At 43.2% G+C, this 25146-nt stretch carries 28 protein-coding genes and 1 rRNA gene; 26 read left to right on the plus strand and 3 right to left on the minus strand.

The window, feature by feature from the left end; all coding sequences use genetic code 11:
- Positions 1-22 precede the first annotated feature (22 nt).
- Both NTZ93_00915 and NTZ93_00920 read left to right on the plus strand, forming a co-directional pair.
- The gene (locus tag NTZ93_00915; protein ID MCX6816417.1) at positions 23-1093 is read left to right on the plus strand and encodes a Fic family protein; all 1071 of its coding nucleotides are present in this window, start codon (positions 23-25) and stop codon (positions 1091-1093) included.
- A gap of 145 nt (positions 1094-1238) precedes the next feature.
- On the plus strand, positions 1239-3053 hold the full coding sequence (locus NTZ93_00920) for an ATP-dependent DNA ligase (protein ID MCX6816418.1): 1815 nt from the start codon (positions 1239-1241) through the stop codon (positions 3051-3053).
- Here NTZ93_00920 and NTZ93_00925 read toward each other — a convergent pair.
- Complete coding sequence (locus NTZ93_00925; protein ID MCX6816419.1) at positions 3043-3750, minus strand: coenzyme F420-0:L-glutamate ligase; 708 nt, start codon at positions 3748-3750, stop codon at positions 3043-3045. The genes NTZ93_00920 and NTZ93_00925 overlap by 11 nt on opposite strands.
- 14 nt (positions 3751-3764) lie before the next feature.
- Between NTZ93_00925 and NTZ93_00930 the strand changes: the two genes are divergently transcribed.
- The 13 genes from NTZ93_00930 to pyrH all read left to right on the plus strand — a co-directional run bounded on the left by NTZ93_00930 (position 3765) and on the right by pyrH (position 13269).
- The gene (locus NTZ93_00930) at positions 3765-6044 is read left to right on the plus strand and encodes an HAD-IC family P-type ATPase (GenBank protein ID MCX6816420.1); all 2280 of its coding nucleotides are present in this window, start codon (positions 3765-3767) and stop codon (positions 6042-6044) included.
- Positions 6041-7015 carry a sodium:calcium antiporter gene (locus NTZ93_00935; protein ID MCX6816421.1) on the plus strand — a complete coding sequence of 325 codons (975 nt, stop codon included), beginning with the start codon at positions 6041-6043 and terminating at the stop codon, positions 7013-7015. The genes NTZ93_00930 and NTZ93_00935 overlap by 4 nt, the downstream gene beginning before the upstream one ends.
- Positions 7016-7243: 228 nt before the next feature.
- A complete protein-coding gene (locus NTZ93_00940) occupies positions 7244-7666 on the plus strand; it encodes a hypothetical protein (GenBank protein ID MCX6816422.1) in 423 nt (140 codons plus the stop codon).
- 22 nt (positions 7667-7688) lie between these two features.
- Complete coding sequence (locus NTZ93_00945; protein MCX6816423.1) at positions 7689-9017, plus strand: endonuclease Q family protein; 1329 nt, start codon at positions 7689-7691, stop codon at positions 9015-9017.
- 15 nt (positions 9018-9032) lie between these two features.
- Positions 9033-9365, plus strand: coding sequence for a DUF4870 domain-containing protein (locus NTZ93_00950; protein ID MCX6816424.1), 333 nt, complete (start codon positions 9033-9035; stop codon positions 9363-9365).
- A gap of 4 nt (positions 9366-9369) precedes the next feature.
- Positions 9370-9678 carry an MGMT family protein gene (locus tag NTZ93_00955; GenBank protein ID MCX6816425.1) on the plus strand — a complete coding sequence of 103 codons (309 nt, stop codon included), beginning with the start codon at positions 9370-9372 and terminating at the stop codon, positions 9676-9678.
- Positions 9679-9725: 47 nt separating this feature from the next.
- On the plus strand, positions 9726-10208 hold the full coding sequence (pth, locus tag NTZ93_00960) for an aminoacyl-tRNA hydrolase (GenBank protein MCX6816426.1): 483 nt from the start codon (positions 9726-9728) through the stop codon (positions 10206-10208).
- The gene (locus tag NTZ93_00965) at positions 10195-10506 is read left to right on the plus strand and encodes a hypothetical protein (GenBank protein MCX6816427.1); all 312 of its coding nucleotides are present in this window, start codon (positions 10195-10197) and stop codon (positions 10504-10506) included. The genes pth and NTZ93_00965 overlap by 14 nt, the downstream gene beginning before the upstream one ends.
- Before the next feature lie 152 nt (positions 10507-10658).
- Positions 10659-10898: an acylphosphatase gene (locus NTZ93_00970; protein MCX6816428.1), complete on the plus strand. Its 240-nt coding sequence runs from the start codon at positions 10659-10661 to the stop codon at positions 10896-10898.
- Between the two features lie 8 nt (positions 10899-10906).
- The gene (locus tag NTZ93_00975) at positions 10907-11377 is read left to right on the plus strand and encodes a hypothetical protein (GenBank protein MCX6816429.1); all 471 of its coding nucleotides are present in this window, start codon (positions 10907-10909) and stop codon (positions 11375-11377) included.
- On the plus strand, positions 11356-12099 hold the full coding sequence (gene lgt, locus NTZ93_00980) for a prolipoprotein diacylglyceryl transferase (protein ID MCX6816430.1): 744 nt from the start codon (positions 11356-11358) through the stop codon (positions 12097-12099). Before NTZ93_00975 ends, lgt begins: the two co-directional genes overlap by 22 nt.
- Positions 12096-12551, plus strand: a complete 456-nt coding sequence (locus NTZ93_00985; protein MCX6816431.1) for a hypothetical protein — start codon at positions 12096-12098, stop codon at positions 12549-12551. Before lgt ends, NTZ93_00985 begins: the two co-directional genes overlap by 4 nt.
- Positions 12552-12567: 16 nt before the next feature.
- Positions 12568-13269 carry a UMP kinase gene (gene pyrH, locus NTZ93_00990; protein ID MCX6816432.1) on the plus strand — a complete coding sequence of 234 codons (702 nt, stop codon included), beginning with the start codon at positions 12568-12570 and terminating at the stop codon, positions 13267-13269.
- A 14-nt stretch (positions 13270-13283) separates the two neighbouring features.
- Here pyrH and NTZ93_00995 read toward each other — a convergent pair whose 3' ends face one another.
- The gene (locus tag NTZ93_00995; GenBank protein ID MCX6816433.1) at positions 13284-13595 is read right to left on the minus strand and encodes a hypothetical protein; all 312 of its coding nucleotides are present in this window, start codon (positions 13593-13595) and stop codon (positions 13284-13286) included.
- Between the two features lie 82 nt (positions 13596-13677).
- Here NTZ93_00995 and NTZ93_01000 point away from each other — a divergent pair, with 82 nt between their 5' ends.
- From NTZ93_01000 to NTZ93_01045, 10 genes are all read left to right on the plus strand, one after another.
- Positions 13678-13911, plus strand: coding sequence for a metal-sensitive transcriptional regulator (locus NTZ93_01000; protein MCX6816434.1), 234 nt, complete (start codon positions 13678-13680; stop codon positions 13909-13911).
- Positions 13912-13958: 47 nt separating this feature from the next.
- Positions 13959-14285 carry a thioredoxin gene (trxA, locus tag NTZ93_01005; protein MCX6816435.1) on the plus strand — a complete coding sequence of 109 codons (327 nt, stop codon included), beginning with the start codon at positions 13959-13961 and terminating at the stop codon, positions 14283-14285.
- 166 nt (positions 14286-14451) lie between these two features.
- Positions 14452-15366 carry a thioredoxin-disulfide reductase gene (trxB, locus tag NTZ93_01010; protein ID MCX6816436.1) on the plus strand — a complete coding sequence of 305 codons (915 nt, stop codon included), beginning with the start codon at positions 14452-14454 and terminating at the stop codon, positions 15364-15366.
- 102 nt (positions 15367-15468) lie between these two features.
- Positions 15469-16683: a Glu/Leu/Phe/Val dehydrogenase gene (locus tag NTZ93_01015; protein ID MCX6816437.1), complete on the plus strand. Its 1215-nt coding sequence runs from the start codon at positions 15469-15471 to the stop codon at positions 16681-16683.
- Positions 16684-16756: 73 nt separating this feature from the next.
- On the plus strand, positions 16757-17575 hold the full coding sequence (locus NTZ93_01020; protein ID MCX6816438.1) for a hypothetical protein: 819 nt from the start codon (positions 16757-16759) through the stop codon (positions 17573-17575).
- Between the two features lie 38 nt (positions 17576-17613).
- Positions 17614-18507, plus strand: a complete 894-nt coding sequence (locus NTZ93_01025; protein ID MCX6816439.1) for a hypothetical protein — start codon at positions 17614-17616, stop codon at positions 18505-18507.
- 29 nt (positions 18508-18536) lie between these two features.
- Positions 18537-19844 (plus strand): ATP-grasp domain-containing protein, encoded by a 1308-nt coding sequence (locus NTZ93_01030; GenBank protein ID MCX6816440.1) that lies wholly within the window; start codon positions 18537-18539, stop codon positions 19842-19844.
- Between the two features lie 195 nt (positions 19845-20039).
- Complete coding sequence (locus tag NTZ93_01035; protein ID MCX6816441.1) at positions 20040-21635, plus strand: ATP-grasp domain-containing protein; 1596 nt, start codon at positions 20040-20042, stop codon at positions 21633-21635.
- Positions 21636-21657: 22 nt separating this feature from the next.
- On the plus strand, positions 21658-22143 hold the full coding sequence (locus tag NTZ93_01040; protein ID MCX6816442.1) for a hypothetical protein: 486 nt from the start codon (positions 21658-21660) through the stop codon (positions 22141-22143).
- 9 nt (positions 22144-22152) lie between these two features.
- Positions 22153-23280, plus strand: coding sequence for a tRNA 2-thiouridine(34) synthase MnmA (locus NTZ93_01045; GenBank protein MCX6816443.1), 1128 nt, complete (start codon positions 22153-22155; stop codon positions 23278-23280).
- Between the two features lie 8 nt (positions 23281-23288).
- On the opposite strand, the gene NTZ93_01050 is transcribed toward NTZ93_01045, so the two are convergent.
- Positions 23289-23537, minus strand: coding sequence for a hypothetical protein (locus tag NTZ93_01050; GenBank protein MCX6816444.1), 249 nt, complete (start codon positions 23535-23537; stop codon positions 23289-23291).
- Positions 23538-23774: 237 nt separating this feature from the next.
- Between NTZ93_01050 and NTZ93_01055 the strand changes: the two genes are divergently transcribed.
- Positions 23775-25146: ribosomal RNA gene (locus tag NTZ93_01055) — 16S ribosomal RNA — on the plus strand; the annotation flags it as partial.

The raw sequence follows: 25146 nt of genomic DNA on the forward strand, positions 1-25146 counted from the left end.
ATAATTGTTGCGGAGATTACTTATGTTTCATCCGAAATTTTCGATTACCAATCCGATTTTAAAACACATCGGCCAGATTGAAGGGGCGAAAGAAGTGGTGGATTATGCAGTGATGGTGCCGGCGTGGGAGGCGAAGTTTAAAGAGGAAGCAAAGGTACGGACAGTACATTTCGGCACGAAAATCGAAGGCAATGAACTGAATTATTCTCAGGCGCAGAGGGTGATGGAGGGAGAGGAAGTGATTGCCCGGGAGCGGGATATCCAGGAAGTGATTAATTACCGGAATGTGTTGGAATATATTGATCGGTTGGGCGAACGATACAATATCGAAGGGCCGGGAAGGGCAACGGCCTATTCAGAATCGTGGTTGAAAAAAATGCATGAATTGACGACGGAAAAGGTTTTGGAAAAAGAAAATCGGGGGGAATATAGGGAAAACAGCGTGGTAATTAAAAACAGTTTTACCGGCGAGGTCAGCTTTCGACCGCCCATGGCTTTAGAAGTACGGGTGCAAATTGAGGAGTTTTTCAGTTGGATAAACAGCGACTTAGGACAAGATATTCACCCAATTTTGAGGGCAGGAATTACTCATTATGAGTTGGTGAGAATTCACCCGTTTGTGGATGGTAACGGCCGGGTGGCCCGGGCTTTTGCCCTATTGGTTTTGTACCGCGAGGGGTATGATGTGAAGCGGTTTTTTTCCTTGGAAGAATATTTTGATAAAAATGCGGAAGAGTATTATGTAGCGCTGCAGTCTGTCTCAAGAAAGAACGGCGATTTAACTTTATGGCTGGAATTTTTTACCAAAGCTTTAGCGATAGAGCTTAATAAAATTAAAGACCGGGTCAGAAGTTTGTCAATTGATTTCCGGTGGCGGGACCGGCTGGGTCGACAGATTGCTTTATCGGAAAGGCAGATTAAATTAATTGAATATTTGACGGAAAAAGAGCAATTAATTGTAAAAGATGGCCGGGCGGTGCTGCCGAACGTGTCGGACGATACGATTTTAAGAGATATTAAAGATTTGATGGCAAAGGGAGTGGTAAAGAAACGCGGCAGCACTAAAAATGCTTATTACGTGATGAAGAAATAGAAGTTAATTGGCTCGACATGCAAAATTTCCAGGTGCTCAATCGTTTGCGACTCTTCTCGGCGTTTCGCCGGGAATCTCGCCAGACATCTTGCGCTCCTGAAATTTGTATATCTGCGCCAACATTATTTTTTAGCTATAATCAGGTATGAAGTTTAAAAAATTGGCAGAATATTTGGAGAAGATTGAAAAAACAGCCTCTAGGTTAGAAATGACGCGGCATTTGGCGGAATTGTATCAGGAAGCGAGCGGGGAGGAAATTGATCAAATTGTGTATTTGTCGCTGGGGAATTTAAGGCCAAAATTTGAAGGAATCGAGTTTAATTTGGGCGAAAAAATGATCCTGAGGGTGATTGCCGGAGCTTACGGTATGGAGTTAAAAAAAGTAGAGGCAGAATATAAGAAAAGGGGGAATTTGGGGGAGGTAGTAAAAACATTGGGTGTAACCTCGCCAAAAGCTGACGCATTTAGGCGGGCAGGAAATCTTTCAGTGGCGGAAGTATATAAAAAATTATTTGATATTGCGATGGATGAAGGCCAGGGAAGCCAGGACAGAAAAGTAAATAATATGGCGAGATTGTTGCAGGATTTGGATAATTTGTCGGCCGGATTTACCGTGCGGATTCCGGTTAATAATTTACGGCTGGGGTTTTCAGAAATGACGGTTTTGGATGGGTTGTCCTGGATGGCGAAAGGCGATAAAAGTCTCAGGCCGGATTTGGAGCGGGCATTTAATGTGAATGCGGACATCGGCAAAATTGCCAGAATTTTTAAACAAGAAGGCTTAAAAGGGATTAGCGGAGTTAAAGCAATACTGGGAGTGCCGATTAGGCCAGCCAAGTCCGAACGGCTCCCCAGCGCGGAGAAAATTGTGGAAAAGTTAAGCGTGTTTGCGGTGGAAGGGAAGTGGGATGGTTTGAGAGTCCAGATTCATTATGATAAGGGGAAATATGTGAAGTTGGCGGGTCAGGAAGATTTATTTGGGGCTAAGAAAAGAAATTTTGTGAGAATTTTTTCAAGAAACCTGGATAATATGACTGAAATGTTTCCGGATATTGCCAAAGCCTGTGAAAGTTTACCAGTAAAAAGCGTGATTCTAGACGGAGAAGCGGTGGGTTGTGATCCGAAAACAGGCAAATTGTTAGCGTTTCAGGAAACAGTGCAGAGAAAAAGAATCCATGGGGTGGGACAAAAAGCCGAGGAAATGCCGATAAAGGTATTTATTTACGACATTTTGCTACTCAATGGGGAGAATTTAATTGAAAAGACTTTTAGGGAAAGAAGAAAGTTATTGGAAAAGACCCTGAACCACTCGCAAAGCTTGGGTTCAGGGCAAGTATTAAATTTAGCGGATCAAGAAATTATTAGTGATGTTAAAAGACTGCGGGAGTTGATGACGAAATATTTAAAGATGGGACTGGAAGGAGTGATGTGTAAGAAGTTAACGACCAGTTATCAGGCAGGGGCGAGAAATTTTAACTGGGTGAAACTGAAAAAAGCGACCGAGGGCGAGTTGGTGGACACAATCGACTGTGTAGTGATGGGCCATTATTTAGGTAAGGGAAAACGGACGGGGTTTGGAGTAGGGGCGTTCTTAGTGGGGGTTGTTGACCCGACTTCGCCAAAGGCTTCGTCGGGCGCAGTCGGCTCGATTGCCAAGATTGGTACAGGTTTAACCGATGAGCAGTGGCGGGAGTTAGCCACGAGATGCAAGAAGCTAGAGGTTAACAAAAAGCCGGAAGAATACTTGGTGGATAAGAATTTGGACTGTGATGTTTGGGTAAGGCCGGAGTTAATTACCGAAATTTTGGCGGATGAGATTACCAGAAGCCCGATTCACGCGTTTGGACTAGCCTTGCGCTTTCCGCGGTTAGTCAATTTCCGGGATGATAAAAACTTAAGCGAAGCGACGAGCAGAAAAGAGCTGGAAAGATTATTTAAACTACAAAAAATTACTTCTTGAGATTTTTTAGAAACGGGGTGTAGAGGTCATCGCGAGGAGAGATAAAAAATTCTTGGGTGTGATCTTTTTGGTCAAACTGAATTTTGGAATAGCCGCGGATTAGACAAAGCGGAGTTTGTTCGTTGCCTTCGCCCATATGGACGACGGCTAAAGCGGATAAAGCGTCAATTAAATTGGAGCTGGCCCTTACCAGGGGCCGATTGAAAATATCGGTTTTATCAGTGTAGAAATAAACCGGATTCAGTCCGAAAAAACCGATGGCAATACCCAGGTGACCCCAGCGGAAGGGAAGACAAAAAGAATCGGCAATAATAATCCCGAGGTGTTTGAGGGAAAATTTTTTAGTTAAGTAGGCCCAAATTTTTTTGGCTTCCAGATGCGGGTTTTTTGGCCATAAAACGTAATAACCATTGGCATTAGAGCGATCGATGCCGGCAAAAGGAGTGAGGGTGTGGTCTTTGACAGTCATAGAGGAGGGGTTGTCTGGGAGGTAGGCGTCGGCCTCTTGTTTGATTAAAGCAATCCGGTCGGTAGTGGGGGTTATCCTGACGGTCCGGCCCTGAGAAATACTGACGATTTTGGAAGTAATGACCAAAATATCCTTGTCTTTTAAAACAGATAAATATTCATCTAACAGATTGTAAAGATCGTCTTTTGGGGGCAGGAATTTCCGGGTTTTGATAGGGAGAAATTTCATGGCATAATCATATCATGGCGGAACAAGCAGGTTTAACTAATAAAGAAGCTGAAGAGAGATTAAAACAATTCGGGGAGAATAAGTTAAAAGAGAAAAAAGGTTTCAGTGGTTTAAAGATTTTATTGTCCCAATTTAAGTCGCCGCTAATTTATATTTTAGTGATTGCCAGCGGGGTGACTTGGGTAATGGGTGATACTGTGGATGCGGGCGTGATTGGTGCGGCAGTCATTTTGAACACAATTTTAGGATTTTTTCAGGAACTAAAGGCAGAAAAGGGATTAGAGGCATTGTCGAAAATTCTGACACCGAAAGCTAAAGTAATCAGAGACGGACAGAGACAAATAATTGAGGCAAAAGAGGTGGTGCCGGGGGATGTGTGTATCTTGGAAATGGGAGAAAAAGTAGCGGCAGACGGGGTAATGATTGAGGTAAACAACTTAAGTTTAAACGAAGCAATGCTGACAGGGGAGAGTCAAGCGGTTAATAAGCGGGTCGACGATGAAGTTTATATGGGGACAATTGTGGTGAGCGGGATTGCTAAGATGTTAGTTAAGACTACGGGGCAGAAAACAAAGATGGGGAAGATTGCCGAAAGCTTGGCAGAAACTGAGGAGCCAGCCACTCCTTTACAAAAACAGCTGAATCGGTTTGCCGGAAAATTAACAGTTATCATCGGCTTGATTTGCGGGTTAATTTTTATAATTGGTTGGTTAAAAGGCCATCCGTTGGTAGAAATTTTTACTACCAGCGTAGCAATAGCGGTGGCGGCGATTCCGGAAGGCTTGGTAATTGCGCTGACGGTGATTTTGGCCATAGGTATGCAGAGGATTTTTAAGCGGAAAGCCTTAGTGAGGAAGCTGTTGGCCGCAGAAACACTTGGGAGTGTGACAGTGATTGCTTGCGATAAAACCGGGACTTTAACGGAAGGGAAAATGACAGTAGTTAAAGCGTTGACGGACGATGAACCATTACTAAGGAAAGCAGCGGTGTGGTGCAATGACTTACGAGACCCGTTGGAGATTGCCATGAAAGACTGGGCGGGCGAACAAGAAAAAACTAGCAGATTGGATAGCATTCCGTTTGACCCGAAGACTAAACTGATTGTTACTTTGCATTTGGGATTAATGTTGGTTTCCGGGGCGCCGGAAGTGGTGCTGGGAAAATGTAAAATAAAAAACGAAGAAAGAAAAATAATTTTAAAACAGTTTGAGACCGAAGCAAAATTAGCTCACCGGCTGGTAGGGTTTGCCTATAAGAATATAGGTAACAAAAGTAGGATAGGTAGTATAAGTAATGACTTAATCTGGCTGGGGGTGTTGGTTTATGAAGATCCTATCAGAGAAGGAGTTAAAGACGCTTTAATTGAAGCAAGACAGGCGGGGATAAAAGTAATTTTAATAACCGGTGATTTTCAGGAGACGGCCTGGGCGATTGCCGGGAAATTGGGGATTGCTAAAGAGGATGTTTATAGCCGGGCAACGCCGGAGCAAAAACTAAAAATTGTGGAAGAATTGCAGGCGCGGGGGGAAGTGGTAGCAATGACCGGTGACGGAGTTAATGACGCGCCGGCGTTAAAAAAAGCCGATATCGGAATTGTGGTAGCCGATGCTTCAGCGGTAGCCCAGGAGACGGCGGACATGGTTCTTTTGGACTCTAATTTTGCCACAATTTTAGCGGCGGTGGAGGAGGGAAGAAACATTTTCCTGAATTTAATTAAAGTAGTTTATTACTTGATGGCCAATGCCTTTGCGGAAGTGACAGTAGTGGTGGGAAGTATGATTTTTAACTGGCCGTTGCCGGTGACCGCGGCGCAGATTTTATGGATTAATTTAGTGAATGATAGTTTGCCGACTTTTGCTTTGATTATTGATCCGCGAACGAAGAATCTGATGAAAGATAAACCAATCGGGCAGAAACGGGAACTGATGGATAGAGAGATGAAATTGACGGTTGTTTTAGTGTCTTTGGTGACGGGATTGACGGCTTTAGCCGCTTTTTACTTTAATTTAAGGTGGGGCGGTAATTTAAATTTGTCCCGGTCGGTGGCATTTACGATTGTGGCGGTAGCGCCGCTTTTATACAGCCTGTACATAGGCAGTTTTATTAATTTTTGGTTGTGGCTGGCGGTCGGAGCAGGCGTGGGATTGCAGGTTTTAGTTTTGTATTTACCGGCCTTACAAAGAATATTTAAGACAGAACCATTAGGAATAAATAATTGGTTACTGGTAGGGGGAGCGAGTATTATGATTATAATGATGATTGAAGTGATTAAATTAAGGTTTAATAAAAAATGATACTAATTTATTTTTTGCTAACGGTAGGATTTTGTCTACTGCTCATTAAAGCAACGGATATTTTGACTGACTGTGTGCACCATTTTTCGAGTTTTACCGTTTTGAATAAATTTGCAGCGACAGCCTTATTGATTGCTTTAGTGAATGCCTTGCCGGAATTAATGGTGGGAATCAATGCGGTTTTAGCCGGGAAATCAGCCTTAGCGTTCGGGACAATTTTAGGGAGTAATATTGCCAATTTAAGCTTGGTAGTGGGCGGGGCGGCTTTGGTCAGCGGCAGCGTGGCTGTTTCCGGCGAGTGGTTGCGGCAGGACACTATGAACATTTTTTTAACTGCTTTACTGCCGATTAGTTTATTGGTGGATGGACGGATATCCAGGCTTGAAGGGTTAATTTTAATTGCGATTTACATTTTTTATGCAATTTCTTTGCTAAGAGGCCGGCAACAAGGAGGATATTATCCTCAGGAAGGCGATTATCGCCTGAGGCGATTATTATTAACCAAAAATAAGCAAAAAAAAATAACTTGGTGGTTCGGGTGGTTTATAGTCGGGGGGATAATGTTGATTGTCAGCGGTGAGATGGTGGTAAAGTATGGTTTAGCCTTAGCCAATATTTTAAGCATACCGGCATTTTTGATTGGTTTACTGATGGCGGTGGGGACAACTTTACCGGAACTATTTTTTGAGATTGAGGCGATCAGAAAACATGAAGCGGCCATGGTTTGGGGAAATTTATCAGGCCAATTAATGGCCAATTCCGCCTTAACCTTAGGAATCTTAAGTTTAATCAGTCCGATCGTACTGCCTGACGGTTTAACGGCTTATTTGCTGACAATTAGCAGTTTTGTTTTGGTGTGTATCCTGTTTTGGATTTTCACTAAAACTAAAAAGAAACTGGAGCGGTGGGAGGGAGCAGCGTTGGTGGGGGTGTATTTGGTGTTTATGGCAGTGGAATGGTTGACAAAATAGAGATGTATTTGACTCGACATACGAAATTTTATCGTGCTCACGCGTGCCCGAAGGGCAACATGATTGCGCGCGAAAAATTTGTATGCCTGCGTCAAAATTATTTTATATCTGCTTAAGTTTCTTTTGAAAAAGATTGACTGCATTGCCTGTGCCAACTTTCGATTTATGTTGACTATTATAACTTGAGTGTTATAGTACGGTTATAACTGCCCGGAAAGGCAGTTTTTTATGGGAAAAGATTCAGCTAAAACACCAGAGCAGTCAAGGGCAGAATGGTTAATACAAGAAAATAAATGCCTCAATAAACAGCCGTGGAGACCGTTGAATGGACATGTAGAAGCGGTGGCTTATGTAATTATGGGACGAAAAATTCCTTCAGATTGTTTACAAGTATTAGAATCAACGACAAAAGGATCAGCAGTTTTTGATATGACATCTATGTGGAATTTATTGGTAGAAAAAAAAGAAGGCATAGAACATCTGACTTTACCCTATAAAACAACTTTATCAGAATTAATTGCTGATAATTTTGATAAAGATCTAGAAAGAGATGTCTGCTGGGCCTATGTTTGCCCTGATGATGATATCGGTGAGGTTAAAAGTCAGTTGTTGCAAGATGCGGCTGAAATCATGGGGCGGAGCTTAAGTTAAGTTGATTTGCTACAATAGGCGTATGCAGATTGTGGCGGATTTACATCTTCATTCCAAGTATTCGCGGGCGGTATCACCGGAGATGATGACGTCAGTCATGGCTAAATGGGCGGAGAAAAAAGGGATTGATTTACTGGCAACCAGCGACTGGACGCACCCGTTATGGCTGAAAGAATTGGAAACGTTTTTAGAAGAGGATGGGGAAGGAATATTTAAAGTTAAAAACAGTCCGAGCAAAACCAGATTTCTTTTATCAACAGAGATTGCCAATATTTATACAGATAAAAACAAAGGGAGAAGAATACACACGCTTTTTTGGTCGCCCAGTTTTCAAACCGTGCATAAAATTAATGAGGAATTAGCGAAACGGGGTGGGAATTTATTAAGTGACGGCCGGCCGATTTTGGGGTTAACTTTAAAACAAATGTGCGAAGTGGTGTGGGGGATTGACGAGCGGGTGTTGGTAGTGCCGGCGCACGCCTGGACGCCGTGGTTTGCGATTTTCGGCTCCAAGTCCGGATTTGACTCAATTGAAGAGGCTTTCGGTGAGTTCTCTGACCGGATTTATGCGGTGGAAACCGGGTTGTCCTCGGATCCGTTAATGAATTGGCGGATAAAAGATTTGGAAAAACGGGCGATTGTCAGCTTTTCCGATTCGCACAGTCCGAGAAAAATGGGACGGGAAGCGACGGTCTTTGAATTTAGTGGGGACAAGTTGAAGTTCGATGATATTGCTGGAGCAATTAAACAAGATAAAGATAGTCGGTGCCGGATTGCTTATACAATTGAGTTTCATCCGGAAGAGGGGAAGTATCATTATACCGGCCACCGGGCCTGCGGTGTGGTGCAGTCGCCGGAAGAAACGAGAAAAAACGGGACGACTTGCCATGTTTGCGGCCGGCCATTAACAGTGGGTGTGATGCATCGGGTGGATGAGTTGGATCAGGTTAATAAAGAGTTAAAAGCAATAGAAAAATCCAGTGAGGCCGGGGTGGTGGGTTATTATCATCCGACGGATAAATCCAGACCGCCGTACGTGATGCTGGTGCCATTGGGAGAGATTTTGGCAGAAAGTTTGGGGACGAATACAGCCAGTAAAAGAGTGGACGAAATGTATGAAAAAATGATTAGCGTTTTAGGTAACGAATTGGACATTTTATTAAAAAAAGATTTGCAGGAAATTAGCAAAATAGCGGGAGAAAAAGTGGCTGAAGGTGTTGCTAAGGTCCGGTCGGGCAAGATTGTTATTAACCCTGGTTATGACGGAGTATTTGGGGTAGTAAAAATTTGGGGCTCGCTAAAAGAAATAAATGATGATAAATTAAAATCAGAACAGCCGAGTTTATTTTAAAAAATAGGAGGTTTTATGGCTACTACTAAAAAGATTGCTTTCGGTCTGGAGGAAAAAACGGCCGGAGCCTTAGCCTATGTTTTAGGCTGGGTGTCGGGTTTGGTGTTTTTACTGGCGGAAAAAGACAATAAATTTGTCCGCTTTCACGCGATGCAGGCGTTAATGTTTTTCGCGGCCATGACGGTTTTGTCGTTTGTGCCGGTCATCGGTTGGTTATTGTCTCCATTTGTGTTAATTGTTTCCTTTGTGGTTTGGTTGTTGGCGATTTACAAAGCCTACAATGGACAGGAATTTGAGCTGCCGGTTGTCGGCAAGCTGGCCAGAAAACAGTTGGCTAAGATGAAGTAGGGCGATGGGATTTTTTGAGAGAGTTTATACATTGGTGCAACAGGTGCCAAGAGGAAGGGTGGTGACGTATGGCCAGATTGCCAGGAAATTGGGGACAAAAGATAGTCGGAAAGTAGGTTGGGCGTTACATTCAAACCCTGACGGAGAGAAAACACCATGCCACCGGGTAGTGAATAAAAACGGCCGGTTGGCGCCGAACTTTGCGTTTTCAGGTGAGGTTGAACAACGATTTAGGCTGGAAAAAGAGGGGGTGGAGTTTACTAAAGAGGGCTTGGCGGAAATGAAAAAATATGAGTGGCAGTTTAAGAGATAAAGGTTATAATCATTATAAATTTCATAAAAATTATATTAGAATAAGATATGAAATTAATTGTGGGTTTGGGTAATCCGGGGGAGAAGTATAAAAATAATCGGCACAATGTGGGATTTTTAGTGGCGGATGAACTAGGGAAATTAAATTTAACAGATACAGTTTTGGTAAAACCGCAGAAATTTATGAATAAATCCGGCGTAGCGGTGAAGAAATTAACTAAACGCTACTCCCTACAACCTAATTCCCTATTTGTGGTCCATGATGATTTGGACATTGAACTGGGGAAATTTAAGATTGGACAAAAAGGGCCGAAAGTACATAACGGCTTAAAGTCGATTTACGAGCAGTTAGGTTATAAAAACTTCTGGCATGTGAGAGTGGGGATTGATAACCGAATCAAGACTGCTTTTAAGGGGACAGGGGAAGACTACGTGCTGCAAAATTTTAGGCCGGAAGAGAGGGAAATAATTAACAAATTAATTCCAATTATTCTAATTAACCTAATTAACCTAATAAATGGGAAACGTTAAGCGCGGGGGGCAACCAAAGTCATTGTTTGACTTGATGTCGAACTACGACATTGATCGGAAGAAATATATCAGTCAGGAATTCCAGGACTATGCCTACAGATTGTCGGTGTTTTTAGATGATTTAGGGCATAAATCGCTGTATATGCGCCTGGCAAAAACGACACCGCGGCAGTGGCTGGAACAGGCGAAAAATTTTGTGACGGACGCCTATCAGGTGAAAAATAAAGCCAGACTTTTTATGTGGAAGTTAAAAGAGATAAAACAAACTCACAATAAATTGGCTCGGACATATAAATAGTCGATCGCTTTTTAGTCAAAATCACAAGTTTACTGGCCAGCGCCAGCAACTTGTTGCTTTCTCGTTGCGGTAACCCCGCTTCGCGGGGACCGGCTTACCGCTAACTGCGAAGGCTTTTTTTAAAAAGCTTTCGACTATAATCATAATTTATTATGAGTAAAATTCACATTTTAATTTATGGGCAGGTACAGGGGGTGGGATTTAGGTACTGGGTGAGACGGAAAATGGAAGAGTTGGGAATAGTGGGAGAGGTTTGGAATAACGATGATGACACAGCGGAACTTCAGGCAGAAGGACCAGAAGAACAGATAAAGGAGTTGATTAAGTTGTGCCACGCTGGACCGGCGTTGGCAAGGGTAAAAAAAGTGGTTATACTAAAAGAAGAGAAATAAAAAGCACAATGATTATAAAGATTATAAGCATTATATTAGGGGGAATAATTGGTTGGGGGTTGCCGGTTTTGGACAAGGTCGCTTTTATTTATATTATTCATCCGGAAGCGCAGATCAGCCAATATTTAAAATATCAGTTGGGGAAGAAAGACTGGAAAGTTTTTTGGCAAACTTGGAAATTGAGGGGCGGGGAGTTTGACAAGTTAACTTCAAGAGGAATTTTGTTTCAGTTGGCCTGGGTAGTGTTGGCGGTTTTTGCTTTGACTTCGACCACAAACTTATTCGGCAAGGTTTTGGTAATCGGGTTGGGGCTGAGGGTTTTGTTTGAGGAATGGCGGGAGTATTTAACTAACAGGGATTTATTAAAACAGAAATTATTTTGGCAAGTTAAAAAAGAAATCAGTAATAATGAGTTGAAATGGTATATGGGGATTAAAACAATAATTTTCGGGTGGCTATGTTTACTCTTGGCCCAGTAACTTTTCATCTGTACGGTTTGATGATGGTTTTAGGGATATTGGCAGGGGCGGGGGTGGCCAGTAAAAAAGACAAAAAAATTTGGGACAGTTTGTTGTGGGTGGTGGGTGGAGGGATTATCGGGGCCAGAATTTATCATGTGATTGATTTATGGGGTTATTATCAACAGCATTTAAGCGAGATTCCGGCGGTGTGGCATGGTGGGTTGGGGATTTTCGGGGGGATTTTGGGAGGGGTGATTGGTTTGGGGCTTTACGCGAGAAATAAACAAAATTTTTTAAAATTATTAGACGCAGGGGCAGTAGGGCTGCCTTTGGGACAGGCGATTGGGAGATTAGGGAATTGGTTTAACCAGGAATTGTATGGTTTGCCCTTCGACTCCGCTCAAGGTAACCCGCCTTTTTGGAGTATTTATATTAAGCCGGAAAACCGACTGTTGGAGGTGATGGATTTTGAAAAATTTCACCCGCTGTTTGCGTACGAGATGATTTGGGATTTAATAATTTTCATAACGATTATAAAAGTTATAAATAACAATAAAATTAAGATAGGGAACGGAGAGGTTTTTTTAACTTATTTGGGGCTATACGGCCTAGGGAGGTTTTTCCTGGAGTTTTTAAGGATTGATCCCTGGAAAATTGGAAATATAAATGTGGCGCAGGTGATTTCTTTAGTCCTGGTGGGCTTGACTTTAAGTTATTGGTTAGTTAAAAAAAGAAGATGAATTTTATTTACGAGCATTTAATCGCCAGAAAACGGGGAAGCACAGGATTTGTAATTTTGTTGTTTTTTCTGATCGGGTTTATCATGGCCCGAGGGTATATTTATCTGTCTTTACTGGGATTGTGGAGGGACAATTTTACCCCGCAGTTTATCGGTGCACATATCCACCATTTTGCTCTGGGAATTTTTTTAGTAGTGCCGGCGAGCCTGCTGTTTATGTTGCTGCCGCCAAAATTTATGCCCTATTGGCGGTTGAAGTTAGCGGCAATTTACGGATGGGGCATGGGACTAATTTTTGACGAGTTCGGGATGTGGCTGAATTTACAAGATGAATATTCTTTAAGACACGGATATGATGCGATTATTGTTTTAGCGGGATTACTGATTAACGTGGTTTATTTCGGTAGAATGTGGCGGTTTATATTCAAAAAGTTGACAGGGAGGAGAGATTAATCCATAATCACTGCTGATGAAGACCTTTGTTTTATCTCTCGGAGGTTCGGTATTTGCCCCTAACGGAAAGGCAAAAAAAATCGACATTAGATATCTTCACGAATTTGACAAATTTATTAGAAAACAAATCGCCAAAAAAAGGCGATTTTTTATTGTTACGGGGGGCGGCTACACGGCCCGGGAATACCGGGATGCGGCGGCTTGGGCGGCTGGAAAACACATAACTGATGAAGACTTGGATTGGGTGGGGGTGCATGCGACCAGATTAAACGCCCATTTATTCCGGACATTGCTGCGGGATGTGGCCTACCCGTCAATTTTAAAGCATTATGATTTTGTGGATAAAAAAGCGTTGGATTATCCGGTGGCCATGGCGTCTGGCTGGAAACCGGGGTGGTCGACTGATTACTGCGCGGTGATGGTGGCGAATGACTATAAAGTGCCGTTGGTAATTAATTTGTCGAATATTGATCAGGTTTACGATAAAGATCCGGCCGAATATCCGGACGCGAAGCCAATTAAGAAAATGAAGTGGAATGAGTTGATTAAATTGGTCGGGAGTAAATGGACGCCGGGGTTGAACTCGCCGTTTGACCCGATTGCCTGTCAGCTGGCTAAGAAAATTAAGCTGAAAGTAATAATTACTGACGGTCATGATTTTGGAAACTTGGAGAAGATTTTGGACGGGAAGCAGTTTAAGGGGACGGAAATAGAGTAAATTGATCTAAAATTTTATCGATCACGAATTTTTCGATCGCTAAGCCAAGCTTCAATTGCGTCAGTTACTTTAGTAGTATCGGCAGGGATAGCTTTAATGGGTTTTAAGATTGAACCACAGCCATGACAATTTAAGGTTTTACTCTGGTTTAAGTTCTCAACGGCAATGCTGGCGAGTTCGGACAAGGAATGTGCTTGGTGGCCTTGTTGATAGGGAACATTAAGAGTCATATTTTTTTTGGGACAAGGAAAAGGAAGGTGACGAAAGACAACAAAGCCGCTTTCAGGAAAATGAGGCCGGAATAATTCGAGGAATCTGTCAATCATAAGTTTAATTATATTATATTTTGATGACAAAAGCGTAAAAAAAGACTTGACAATCAGTGATACTGGGGGGTAGTATATGGGCATGGACAAAATACAAAAATCATTAGCCAGAATTGAGGGTCAGGTGAGAGGAATCAGGAAGATGTATGCCGGGAAGAAAAAGTGTTTAGAGACGGTACAACAGGTGGTGGCGGCGAGACAGGCGCTGGGGAGAGTCGGCCGGGAACTATTGAAACACGAAGCCTGTCAGTGTATGGTAAAAGAATCGCAGAAAAACAAGTTAGATAAAATTTTAAAGCAGTTATTTAAAAATTAAAAATGGGGAATGATAACCTGCATCATTTTCATTATTAGGAGTTAAATATGGCTGTTTTACAACTGACAGATAAAGATTTTGAAGAGAAAGTGGTAAAGAACCAAGTGCCGGCGTTGGTGGATTTTTACGCGGATTGGTGCGGACCATGCAAATTGGCGGCGCCGGTAATTGAAGAATTATCGGAAGAATACAAAGACAAATTGACGGTGGGTAAGATGAATGTAGATGAGAATAAAGTAATTACCGGAAAATACGGGATTATGAGTATTCCGACAATGATCGTTTTTAAAGGCGGTCAGGAGGTAGAAAGAGTGAGCGGGTTTGCGGGAAAAGAGGGAGTAGTAAAACTGATAAATAAAATATTAGGAGAATAATATAAATTTTTCATCTACACTCTTTAGTGAAAATCGGCAGTTCGTCGCTCCAGCGACGACGACTGCCTGCTTTCTCGATACATTTGCCCTCGTTATGCGAGGTACCAAGCCAAATGTATCTGCGAAGGCTTTTCTTAAAGAGTTTTAGACTTAAATTTATTTTTTTATGTCAAATATTTATAAATTGATAATCATTGGTTCGGGGCCAGCGGGATATACCGCCGGGATTTATAGCGCCAGAGCCGAGTTAAAACCAATAATTTTTTCCGGGCCGAATAGCGGTGGGCAACTAATGAACACTTCGATTATCGAAAATTGGCCGGGGAATAAAGAGGGGATTTTAGGGCCGCAGTTGATGATGAATATGAGGGAACAGGCAGTAAAGTTCGGGGCGAAAATTATCGATGAAACAGTGGGTAAAGTAGATTTTTCCGGAGAGCCATTTAAAGTGAATAATCTGGAGACAGAAACAGTCATTATTGCGACCGGGGCGGAGAGTATCCGCCTGCATATTCCCGGAGAAGACCAGTTGTTTGGCCGGGGGGTGGCGGTGTGTGCGGTTTGCGACGCACCGTTTTACAAAAATAAAACAGTGGCGGTACTAGGAGGGGGAGATTCGGCTTGCGAGGATGCATTAACTTTGACCAAATTTGCCAAAAAAGTTTATTTGGTGCACCGGCGGGATCAGCTAAGGGCCTCGAGGATTATGAGCCAGAGGGTTAAAAATAACCCTAAGATTGAGATTTTATGGAATTCGGCAGTGACGGAAATTTTAGGGGAAAATAGGGTAGAAGCAGTGAAGATTAATAACGAAAAAGAAATTAAGCTGGAGGGGGTGTTTTTGGCTTTGGGCCATCGGCCGGCGTCGGATTTGTTCAAAGGAAAAATTCAGCTAAATGAGCGAGGATATATAATGACAAATTTTCAATTTTCAAAATCCAATTTTCAAACAATGACAAGCGTTGAAGGAGTGTTTGCGGCCGGGGACGTGGTGGATTACCGTTACCAGCAAGCAATTACCGCGGCAGGAATGGGCTGCCAGGCGGCTTTAGATGCAGAGAAATATTTAACAAATGAGTAAAAAACTCGGCATACGAAATTTTATCGTGCTCACGCGTCTCGACGCTTGTCGGGACATGATTGCGCGCGAAAATTTTGTATTGCCTACGTTTTTATTTTTTATATGAATAATGTTTATCAAAATGCGGTTAAGCAGCTGGAAACAGTAGCGAAATATATTAAGATTGACAAGAAGATTTTTGAACAATTAAAGTCTCCAAAAATAGTCCATAAGTCTGATTTGACAATAAAAATGGACCCTTCGACGGACTCAGGGCAAGTTCGTTATAAGACGTTTAAGGCATACCGTTCTCAACATAATGATGCAATGGGGCCGTACAAAGGGGGAATAAGATTTCATCCCAATGTGTCAGAAGATGAGATTAAGGCTTTATCAATGTGGATGACCTGGAAATGTTCGGTGGTCGGGATTCCCTACGGCGGGGCTAAAGGCGGGGTGATTTGCGACCCAAAAAACATGAGCCCCGGAGAGTTGGAAAGATTAAGCCGGGCGTATATGCGGGCAATGTATAAAAATTTTGGTTCCTGGAAAGATGTGCTGGCGCCGGACATGAACACTGACGGCCAAACAATGGCTTGGATGTTGGATGAATACGAGAAAATTATAGGTAAACATGAACCGGCGGTAATTACCGGCAAGCCGGTGGAGATGGGCGGGTCACAAGGCCGGACGGAAGCGACAGGCTTGGGCGGATTTTATATCTTGGAACAGTTATGTAAGGTACGGTACCTTACAAAGAAGAAAACGACGATTGCTGTCCAGGGAATAGGCAATGTGGGTTATTGGTTTGCATATTTTGCCAATAAAGCCGGCTACAAAATTGTGGCTTTATCAAATTCTAAAGGCGGAGTTTATGATCAAAACGGTTTAGACCCGGACAAATTTTCAGAAGATAAACAAAATATTACCAACGAAGAATTATTTGAACTACCGGTGGATGTGTTGGTGCCGGCGGCTTTGGAAAACCAAATCACTAAAGACAACGCCGGAAGAATTAAAGCCAAGTATATTATCGAGATGGCCAACGGACCGGTGACGCCGGAAGCGGACGAGATTTTATTTAAAAATAAAATTTTGGCTTTGCCGGATGTATTGTGCAATGCCGGCGGAGTGACCGTGTCTTATTTTGAATGGGTGCAGAATAACATGGGTTACTATTGGGAAAAAGAGGAAGTTTTTACTAAACTAAAAAAGATTATGGATAAGGCGTTTAAAGAAGTTTGGGAGATTTATACGAATAAATCGGTGACCCCCAGAATGGCAGCGTATATTCTGGCAGTTGACCGAGTGGTGAAAGTAATGAAAATGCGAGGATAAAAAATTGCAGTTGATTCAATAGTTAATTCAATTGTATATTCAATAGTTAACTTAATTGTAAAAAGGAGAAAATATGCCTGTGAAAAAAACAAGTGTTCAGACAAAGAATTTGTTGCAACCGATATTGGTAGGATTATTAGTGATTGCGGCGTTTGCGATCGGATCAATGTGGACGCAGTTAAAAGTGTTAAAGAGTGGTCAGAAAATAGCCAGTCCGGTGCCGCAGGCGCAACAAGCAGCTGAGCCAGTGGTGCCTGCACCAAAAAGCGATAAGCCAATAGTGGAACTGTTTGTGATGAGTTATTGTCCTTTTGGTTTACAAACTCAAAAAGCAATTGTTCCAGTGATGGAATTGTTAAAAGATAAGGCTGATATAGCAGTGCGTTTTGTTTATTATGCGATGCACGGCCAAAAAGAAGTGGAAGAAAATTTGCGCCAATATTGTATTGAAAAAGAGCAAAATGATAAATATATTGCTTATTTACGCTGTTTTGTGGCGTCTAACGATACCGCTAGTTGCCAGCAAAAAGCGGGAATAAATACTCAAAAAATGCAGACTTGTTATACGGCCACAGATCAGCAAGTGGGGATAATGAAGGCGTTTAACGACAAAACGACTTGGCTTAGCGGACAATTTCCATTGTTTAGCGTAGAGAAAACCTTAAATGATAAATATAAAGTTGGAGGCAGTCCAACTTTAGTAATTAATGGTCAGCAAGTGAATGCGCCTAGAAGTTCAGATGCCTTAAAAAAAGTTATTTGTGAAGCTTTTAATAATCCTCCGGCGGAATGTCAAAAAACACTAAATACCAATGCAGAACAAGCAGGTCTGGGAGAAATTGGGGTGGCACCGACCGGGGCTCAGCCGGCAAACGGAACTCAATGTCAATAAGTTGACGCTGGGTTGAAGTAGTAAAGTATAATACAGCCATGAGAAAATTGGCGGTGGTGCTAGGATTATTTCTATTGAGTTGTCAGCCGGTTTTTGGTGCGGCTAAAAAAGCGAGTCCATCCCCAAGTTTAATTGCCACACCTGCGGCGGAAATCGTGACTACTCCGGCGGCCAATTTAGGGATTGAACAAGTAACGAAACAAGACATAACAGAGAGATCATCGGCGGTAAAGGGGAAACTGGAAGGGTATTTAGACCAAAGACCAATCGGAAAATTGAGTTGGAATAATTGGCTGCAGTATGCCATCCGTCAGGCGGTGGCAAAAGGCGTTTCGGCCAACACAATTGTGCTGGTATTATTGTTTCCGTTGATTGCCGGGTTAATTGCCGCGGCCAGGCACGTGATCGGTTTGACCGGTTTTGGAATTTTTGTGCCGGCGATGCTGTCGGTGGCGTTTGTGGCAACTGGGTTAAGAACGGGTTTAATTTTACTGGCAATTATTTGGGTGGCAGCCACTTTAGGCAGAAAATTAACGCAAAAATTAAAGTTGCAATATTTACCAAGGCTGGCTTTATTGATGTGGTTGGTGTCGGTGGCGGTCTTGGGAGTGATGTTGGGAGGAATTAATATTAAATTCGGAGAAATTTCCGCGATCTCAATTTTTCCGATCATGATTTTGATGTTATTATCGGAGAATTTTATTGAAGTGCAAACCGGTAAAAGCCGCCACGAGGCGTTAAGAATTATGCTGGAAACAATGTTGATGGCGGGAGTGGGGACAGTAGTTTTAAGAACGAATTGGGTGCAGAAGTTTGTGTTGTTAAATCCGGAAATTTATTTGTTGGCAGTGGCGGCTTTGGATGTTTTTGTCGGAAAATATACGGGGCTGAGAGCGCTGGAGTTACTGAAATTTAAAAAGTTACTTAAATAGATTGACTCGTTACCAATGTTTAATAGTTTATGAAAATATCTGACATTCTCGGCATGAACAGCCGGAACCATCTGTACCAGTCGCGGTATAACCGGGCAAAAGCAAAACAAATTGCCGATTCGAAGTTGATGACAAAATCGTTGTTGAGAAAGGCGCATTTAGCGGTGCCAAAGCTGTATAAAATGTTTAAAACAGAACAGGCGGCGGAGCAGTTTGATTTTACAAAACTAGCGGAAAGTTTTGTGGTGAAGCCGAGCCAGGGGTTGGGGGGAGAAGGGATTTTGGTAGTGGATCAGTGGCAAACGGTGGATGGTCAGAAATTAACAGAATCGGATATTAAACTGCACATTTCCGATATTCTGTCAGGACGGTATTCGATGCTGGATTTGCCGGACCGGGCATTTATTGAAGAAAGAGTCCGGGTCCATCCGCGGTTTGAGCCGATTTGCGTTAACGGCACGCCGGACATCGGCGTATTAGTGTTTAACCAGATTCCGGTAATGGCCTTTTTAAGGTTGCCGACCAAGGAATCGCACGGTAAGGCCAATATGTTTCAGGGAGCGATTGCCTGCGGGGTGGATATGGCAACCGGGGTGACGACTAAGGCAGTGAAGTACACCAGTGAGATTAAGTTTTTTCCGGATTCCCGACGGCGCTTAGGGGGAATTCAAATTCCCAGATGGGATGAGGTGTTGGAATTGGCAGTGAAAACCGCCGAGGTGGTAGGCTTAGGTTTTTGTCGGGTGGATATTGTGTTGCAGCCAAGAAGAACGAAAACCGGCAAGTTAAAATCCCAGCCGATGGTTTTGGAAGTCAATGCCCAGCCGGGATTGAAAATCCAGCTGGCTAATGAGGCAGGTTTAAAACGAAGACTAGAGCGGGTGGAGGGGTTGAAAGTAAAAACTGAGAAACAGGGAATTAATATTGCCAAACAGCTATTTGGTGTGCGGGAAGAAGAGGCGTCTATGCATGGCGGCAGCCTGGCGATCGGGATTTTTGAAGAGGTGGAGGTGGAAGATTTTTTAGGAGAAAAACACCAGTTAAAAGTGAAAATTGATACCGGTGCTTTCCGGACGTCTTTAGATGAAGATTTAGCCAAAAAATTCGGACTACTAGATCCGGAAAATATTTTATGGGAAAAAGCCTACCGAAGTGCGCTGGGCCGGGAGGAGAGAAAAGTAATCGGACTGACATTTTATTTGAAAGGGAAAAAGATTAAAACCCAGGCATCGGTGTCGGACCGGTCCAAGCTAAAGCGGTCGATGATTATCGGCCGCAGGGACTTGCTGGGATTTAGTGTGCGAGTAAAAGAGAGCGAGGCGGGGCAAGAAGCCTAGGGAGTTGTCAGCGATTCGGCAACACGAAATTTTGACGTGCTCACGCGCGCCCGAAGGGCAGCATGATTGCGCGCGCAAAATTTATATTGCCTGTATCGCTTTCGGTTATTTTCTTTTGAAAAAGATTGACTGAATTGCCGGCATTTATCCTGCAAGGAGACTCCTCGTAGACAGGGCGTGTGGTAAAATAGCGGCATGAAAATAGCGGCGAGATTTGAGAATTTAAAAGAGATAAAGAAGTTGTTCCCGAAAGATTTTCCAATTATTGGCGTAGGAGTGACGGCGTGGCCGAGGGTGGCATTGGCTTATTTATTACCTAATTTTTCGATTTTGTCATATTTGGAAACCAGCGATTTAGAGGCAATCAGGAAACTTTGTCCGGTGGTGAGTATGGAGAAAAATTTAGGGGGAATTAAGATTGAAAAAGAAAATACCAGCACAATGCTGGAGACAGAAGAGGCGCAGAATTTTTTTGATTCGTCAGGACGAAATTTTCCGTGCTCACGCGTTGCCCGATGGGCGCACATGATTGCGCGCGAAAAATTAGCATTGTCTGCGCCGAATCTGGGCCTATTTGTTTACAAGGGGACGGTCAGGATAGATAAAATTGTGGAAGCTTTAAATTTAAAATTAATGTCGACAGCCGGGGTGATCAGAAATCCGTTGGAGAATAAGCGGATTTTCAGGGAAGAATTGGTAAAAGCCGGGATTGAACCAATTCAAGGAGAGTCCTTGAAGGTAAAAGATTTAAGCGAGAGAAAATGGGAAGAATTTAAACAGCAGTTAGGGGAGAAATTAGTGTTTCAGCTAGCGGACAGCGTTAATGGCGGCGGGGCAGGGACATTTTTTATCAGAAATAAGCAGGATTTTAGAAAGTTTAGACAGATAGTAAGAGAGAAAGAAATTAAAAAAGATAAAGATTTGGAATGGGTGAATGTGACGAAGTTTATTGAAGGCGAGGCGGCCAGCATTATTGGTTGCGTTACCCGCTACGGAGTGGTTTGCGGCCGGGTGCAAAAACAGATTATTGATCAGCCGGAACTGGGGGAAATTGACGGTCGGGCGGGGGTGTGGCAGGGGCATGACTGGATTGTGGATTTCGAGGAAAAAGCACAAAAAGAGGCCGAGGATTTATGTAAAAAATGGGGAGAGCATATTTATAAAAAAGGGTATAAAGGGATTTTTGGATTGGATGTTATAGTGAGTCCTCCTTTGCACAAGGCTGCGGGAGGTTCAATTGTTCCAATTGAATGTAATGCCAGATATACCGGGGCGTTTCCGGTGCTGACGATGATGCAGGTGGAGCAAGGTATAATGCCGTTTGATGTTTGGCATTTGGCGGAATGGCTGGGGTTGGATTATGAGATGGATTTGGAAGAAGTGAATAAAGAATATTGCCAGCCGATGCAAGGGGCACAATTAGTGATGCATAGTTTGGAGGCAGAAGAGGCGAGAGTGACGAAAAAAATGAAGGCGGGAGTATATAGATTTGGCTCGACAGAATCGTCTTTGCGTGCTCACGCGTGCCCGAAGGGCAACATGATTGCGCGCGCAAATCCGACTCATGTCTGCGCCAAAATTCAATACGTTCGTGACGGATTTAGTTTATTAGACTTGAAGAGCAAAGACGAGTTTGTGTTGGCGGATCGGGTGGTGGAAAAGGGAAGTTTGTTAAAATCCAGATCAAGAATGGGGCGGTTGGTATTTAAGCGCAAGGTGGTGGATAAAAATGGCAGATTATTGCCGGAAATTAGGGAGGTGATTCGGCAGATTATTGACAAAATGCTATAGGTTGTGATACAGTCGCGGGATTATGAATAAACTATATGAGGCTCGTTCGGAAAACGATTTAGAAGTTCTGTTTGAGGAAGCCAGAATAAAACCACAGACAGCAATATTCATGTGCCGGGTAAGAGTTGATAATGTCGACCTAGCTGGTTTGTTATGTGCGGATACAGTTGAGGACGGGAGTGTGAGAGTTAAAATTCCTTTTGGGCAATTTCATTTATCAACAGAAAATAATGGCACTTTTAAGCAGATGATAAGCGGAAATGGTTCAGAGAACGATAATGCAGATCAGATAGAAGATGTTATCAGTGCTTATAAACAAGATAGGGGTGAAGATATTGCGGCGGAGATGGAATATGGCGAGGATTGTCCTGTTTTAGTGTTTTTTCCTAACACTAGATATGGATCAAGTCTGGCCAAGTTGCTGAACGGAGACCCGATCAGTAAGGCTGTGGCGATGACAAAAATGTTGGAAAAATATAATGTTTTGGTAGAACCGTATATAAGCTAAAATAGCTTCATGAAAGTAGCGGTAGGAATTTCCGGAGGAGTAGACAGTGCGGTAGCGGCGGCGTTTCTTAAAGAACAAGGCTATAAAGTAACGGGAGTGTTTTTGGAATGTTGGAATGAACCGGGTTGCCGGACGGATGAAGACAGAAAAGACGCGTTAGCAGTGGCGTTAAAATTAAAAATTCCGTTTAAGGTGTTGGATTTTAAGAGAGAATACAAACAGAAAGTGCTGGATATTTTTTATCGGGAATATAAAAAGGGGAGAACGCCGAACCCGGATATTTTATGTAACCAGGAAATAAAATTTGGGATGTTTTTAGAATGGAGTTTGAAGAATAAATTTGATTATGTGGCGACGGGGCACTACGCTCAAGTGAAATTTGGCTCGGCATACGAAATTTTATCGTGCTCCCGCCAGAGGCGGGCAGGCACGCCAGAAGTTAGCGCGCGAAAATTTACATTGACTGCGTCGACTCACTTGCTCCGGTCGGTAGATGAGAAAAAAGATCAGACATATTTTCTGGCAATGCTGAAAGAAGAACAGTTAAGCCGGGTGATGTTTCCGATTGGACATCTGACGAAAAAACAAGTGAGGCAGGAGGCGAAAAAAAGAGGACTAGGGGTGTGGAATAAGAAAGACTCAACGGGCATTTGTTTTATTGGCCACGATTTAAATTTTCGGGATTTTCTGAAAAGAAAGATTAAAGAACACGAGGGGGAAGTAGTAAGAAGATTAAAGATTAACGATAAAAGATTAACGAATGATGAGAAAAATAAATATTTAGTGATCGGAAAACACCAGGGTTTTGAGTTTTATACCATTGGCCAGAGATTTGCCAGACCATGGTTTGTGATACAGAAAGATATAAAGCGAAATAGATTGATAGTGGGGAAAAAGCAAGATTTAGCTAAAAAAGAACTTGAGGTGGAGATATGGAGTTGGATAAATAAAGATGTCCGAGATCTGATTAATGATGAAAGATTAGAATGTAGGATTCGACATCAGGGAAGATTGATTCCTTGTAAGATTATCGGTAAAAAGGTGAAGTTGGCAAAAAGCGAGTACGGGATTGCCCCAGGCCAAATGGCGGTAATTTACCACGGCCATGAGTGTCTGGGCGGCGGAATAATAAACTGATGCTTGAATTAAACCAGAAAGACTTCAGTTTTTTCTTTAACTGGCTGATTGACTTTAAGGCCGACCTCGTCACCTTTTTTCGCTCCGGCGATTTTTTTATGCTCTAATTCAATTGAGTCAACGGTTTGGGTAAATTCTTTGTCGCCATGCTTAAGTTTAATCGAGTCGTTGGTTTTTAAAGGAGCGGATAATTTAACAATCGCCACTAAAATTTTATCGTAAAAATGAATGACTGTACCGATTTTTTTAGCTGCCATTTAACCTCACCCCCTTTAGTTTTATTATAATGCATTTAAGCTAGAATAAGTTAATGAATTATAAATTTTTATATTGCTGATTGACGGGGAGAATTTTAGTTTATATAATTCTAACTATGAAATAAGTTCTGACCAGTTGATGGGGAATGAACCCGCCACACTGGCGGGATTTTTTTTCGGTTCTTTGAAAATTTAATAACTCTTTTTTTGTCAATTCAAGGAGTGGTAGAAAGTTTTTTATTTGAGAGTTTGATCCTGGCTCAGGATGAATGCTGGCGACGTGCCTTAGGCATGCAAGTCGAGCGGTCCGCAAGGACAGCGGCAGACGGGTGAGTAATGCGTAGGAATCTACCTCTTGGTGAAGGATAGCTCATCGAAAGATGGGGTAATCCTCCATAAGTTCTTTATGAAGAAAGGCTGTAACTGGCCGCCGAGAGAGGAGCCTGCGCCCTATCAGCTTGTTGGTGGGGTAATGGCCTACCAAGGCGATGACGGGTAGGGGGCGTGAGAGCGTGGCCCTCCACAAGGTAACTGATACACGGTACCTACACCTACGGGTGGCAGCAACTAGGAATATTCGGCAATGGACGAAAGTCTGACCGAGCGACGCCGCGTGCGGGATGAAGGCCTTCGGGTCGTAAACCGCTGTGGGGAGGGAAAATAATGATGGTACCTCCCTAGAAAGCACCTGCTAACTACGTGCCAGAAGCCTCGGTGATACGTAGGGTGCAAGCATTATCCGGATTTACTGGGCGTAAAGAGTGTCGTAGGTGGTTTGGTAAGTGATTGGTGAAATCTCTCCGCTCAACGGAGAAACTGCCAGTCATACTGCCAGACTTGAGTGATTTCGGGAAGGCTGGAATTCTCGGTGTAGGGGTGAAATCCGTTGATATCGAGAAGAACACCAAGGGCGAAGGCAGGCCTTTAGGAATCCACTGACACTGATGAACGAAAGCTTGGGGAGCAAAAGGGATTAGAGACCCCTGTAGTCCAAGCTGTAAACTTTGCTCACTAGTTATTCTGAGTTTACTCGGAGTGACGTAAGCTAACGCGTTAAGTGAGCCGCCTGGGGAGTACGGCCGCAAGGCTAAAACTCAAAGGAATTGACGGGGAAACGCACAACCAGGGGAGCATGTGGTTTAATTCGATACAAAGCGAAGAACCTTACCTGGGCTTGAAATCTATTTGGCGATTTCTGGAAACAGAGATCTTCCGCAAGGACAATTAGACAGCTGCTGCATGGCTGTCGTCAGCTCGTACCGTGAGGCGTCGGCTTAAGTGCCGCAACGAGCGCAACCCCTGTCCCGTGTTGTATATCACGGGAGACTGCCTCGCTACTAGCGGGGAGGAAGGAGGGGACGACGTCAAGTCAGCACGGCGCTTACGCCCAGGGCAACACACATCCTACAATGGTGAGGGACAAAGGGTCGCTAAACCGCAAGGCGGAGCTAATCCTTAAACCCTTCCTCAGTTCAGATTGTGGGCTGCAACTCGCCCGCATGAAGTTGGACTTGGTAGTAATCGTGGGTCAGCAGACCACGGTGAATACGTTCCCGTTTCTTGTACACACCGCCCGTCAAATGAGGAAAGTCGGCAGCGCCCGAAGGAC

The organism is Candidatus Beckwithbacteria bacterium (assembly GCA_026397255.1).
Lineage (GTDB): Bacteria > Patescibacteriota > Microgenomatia > UBA1400 > CG1-02-47-37 > JAPLVF01.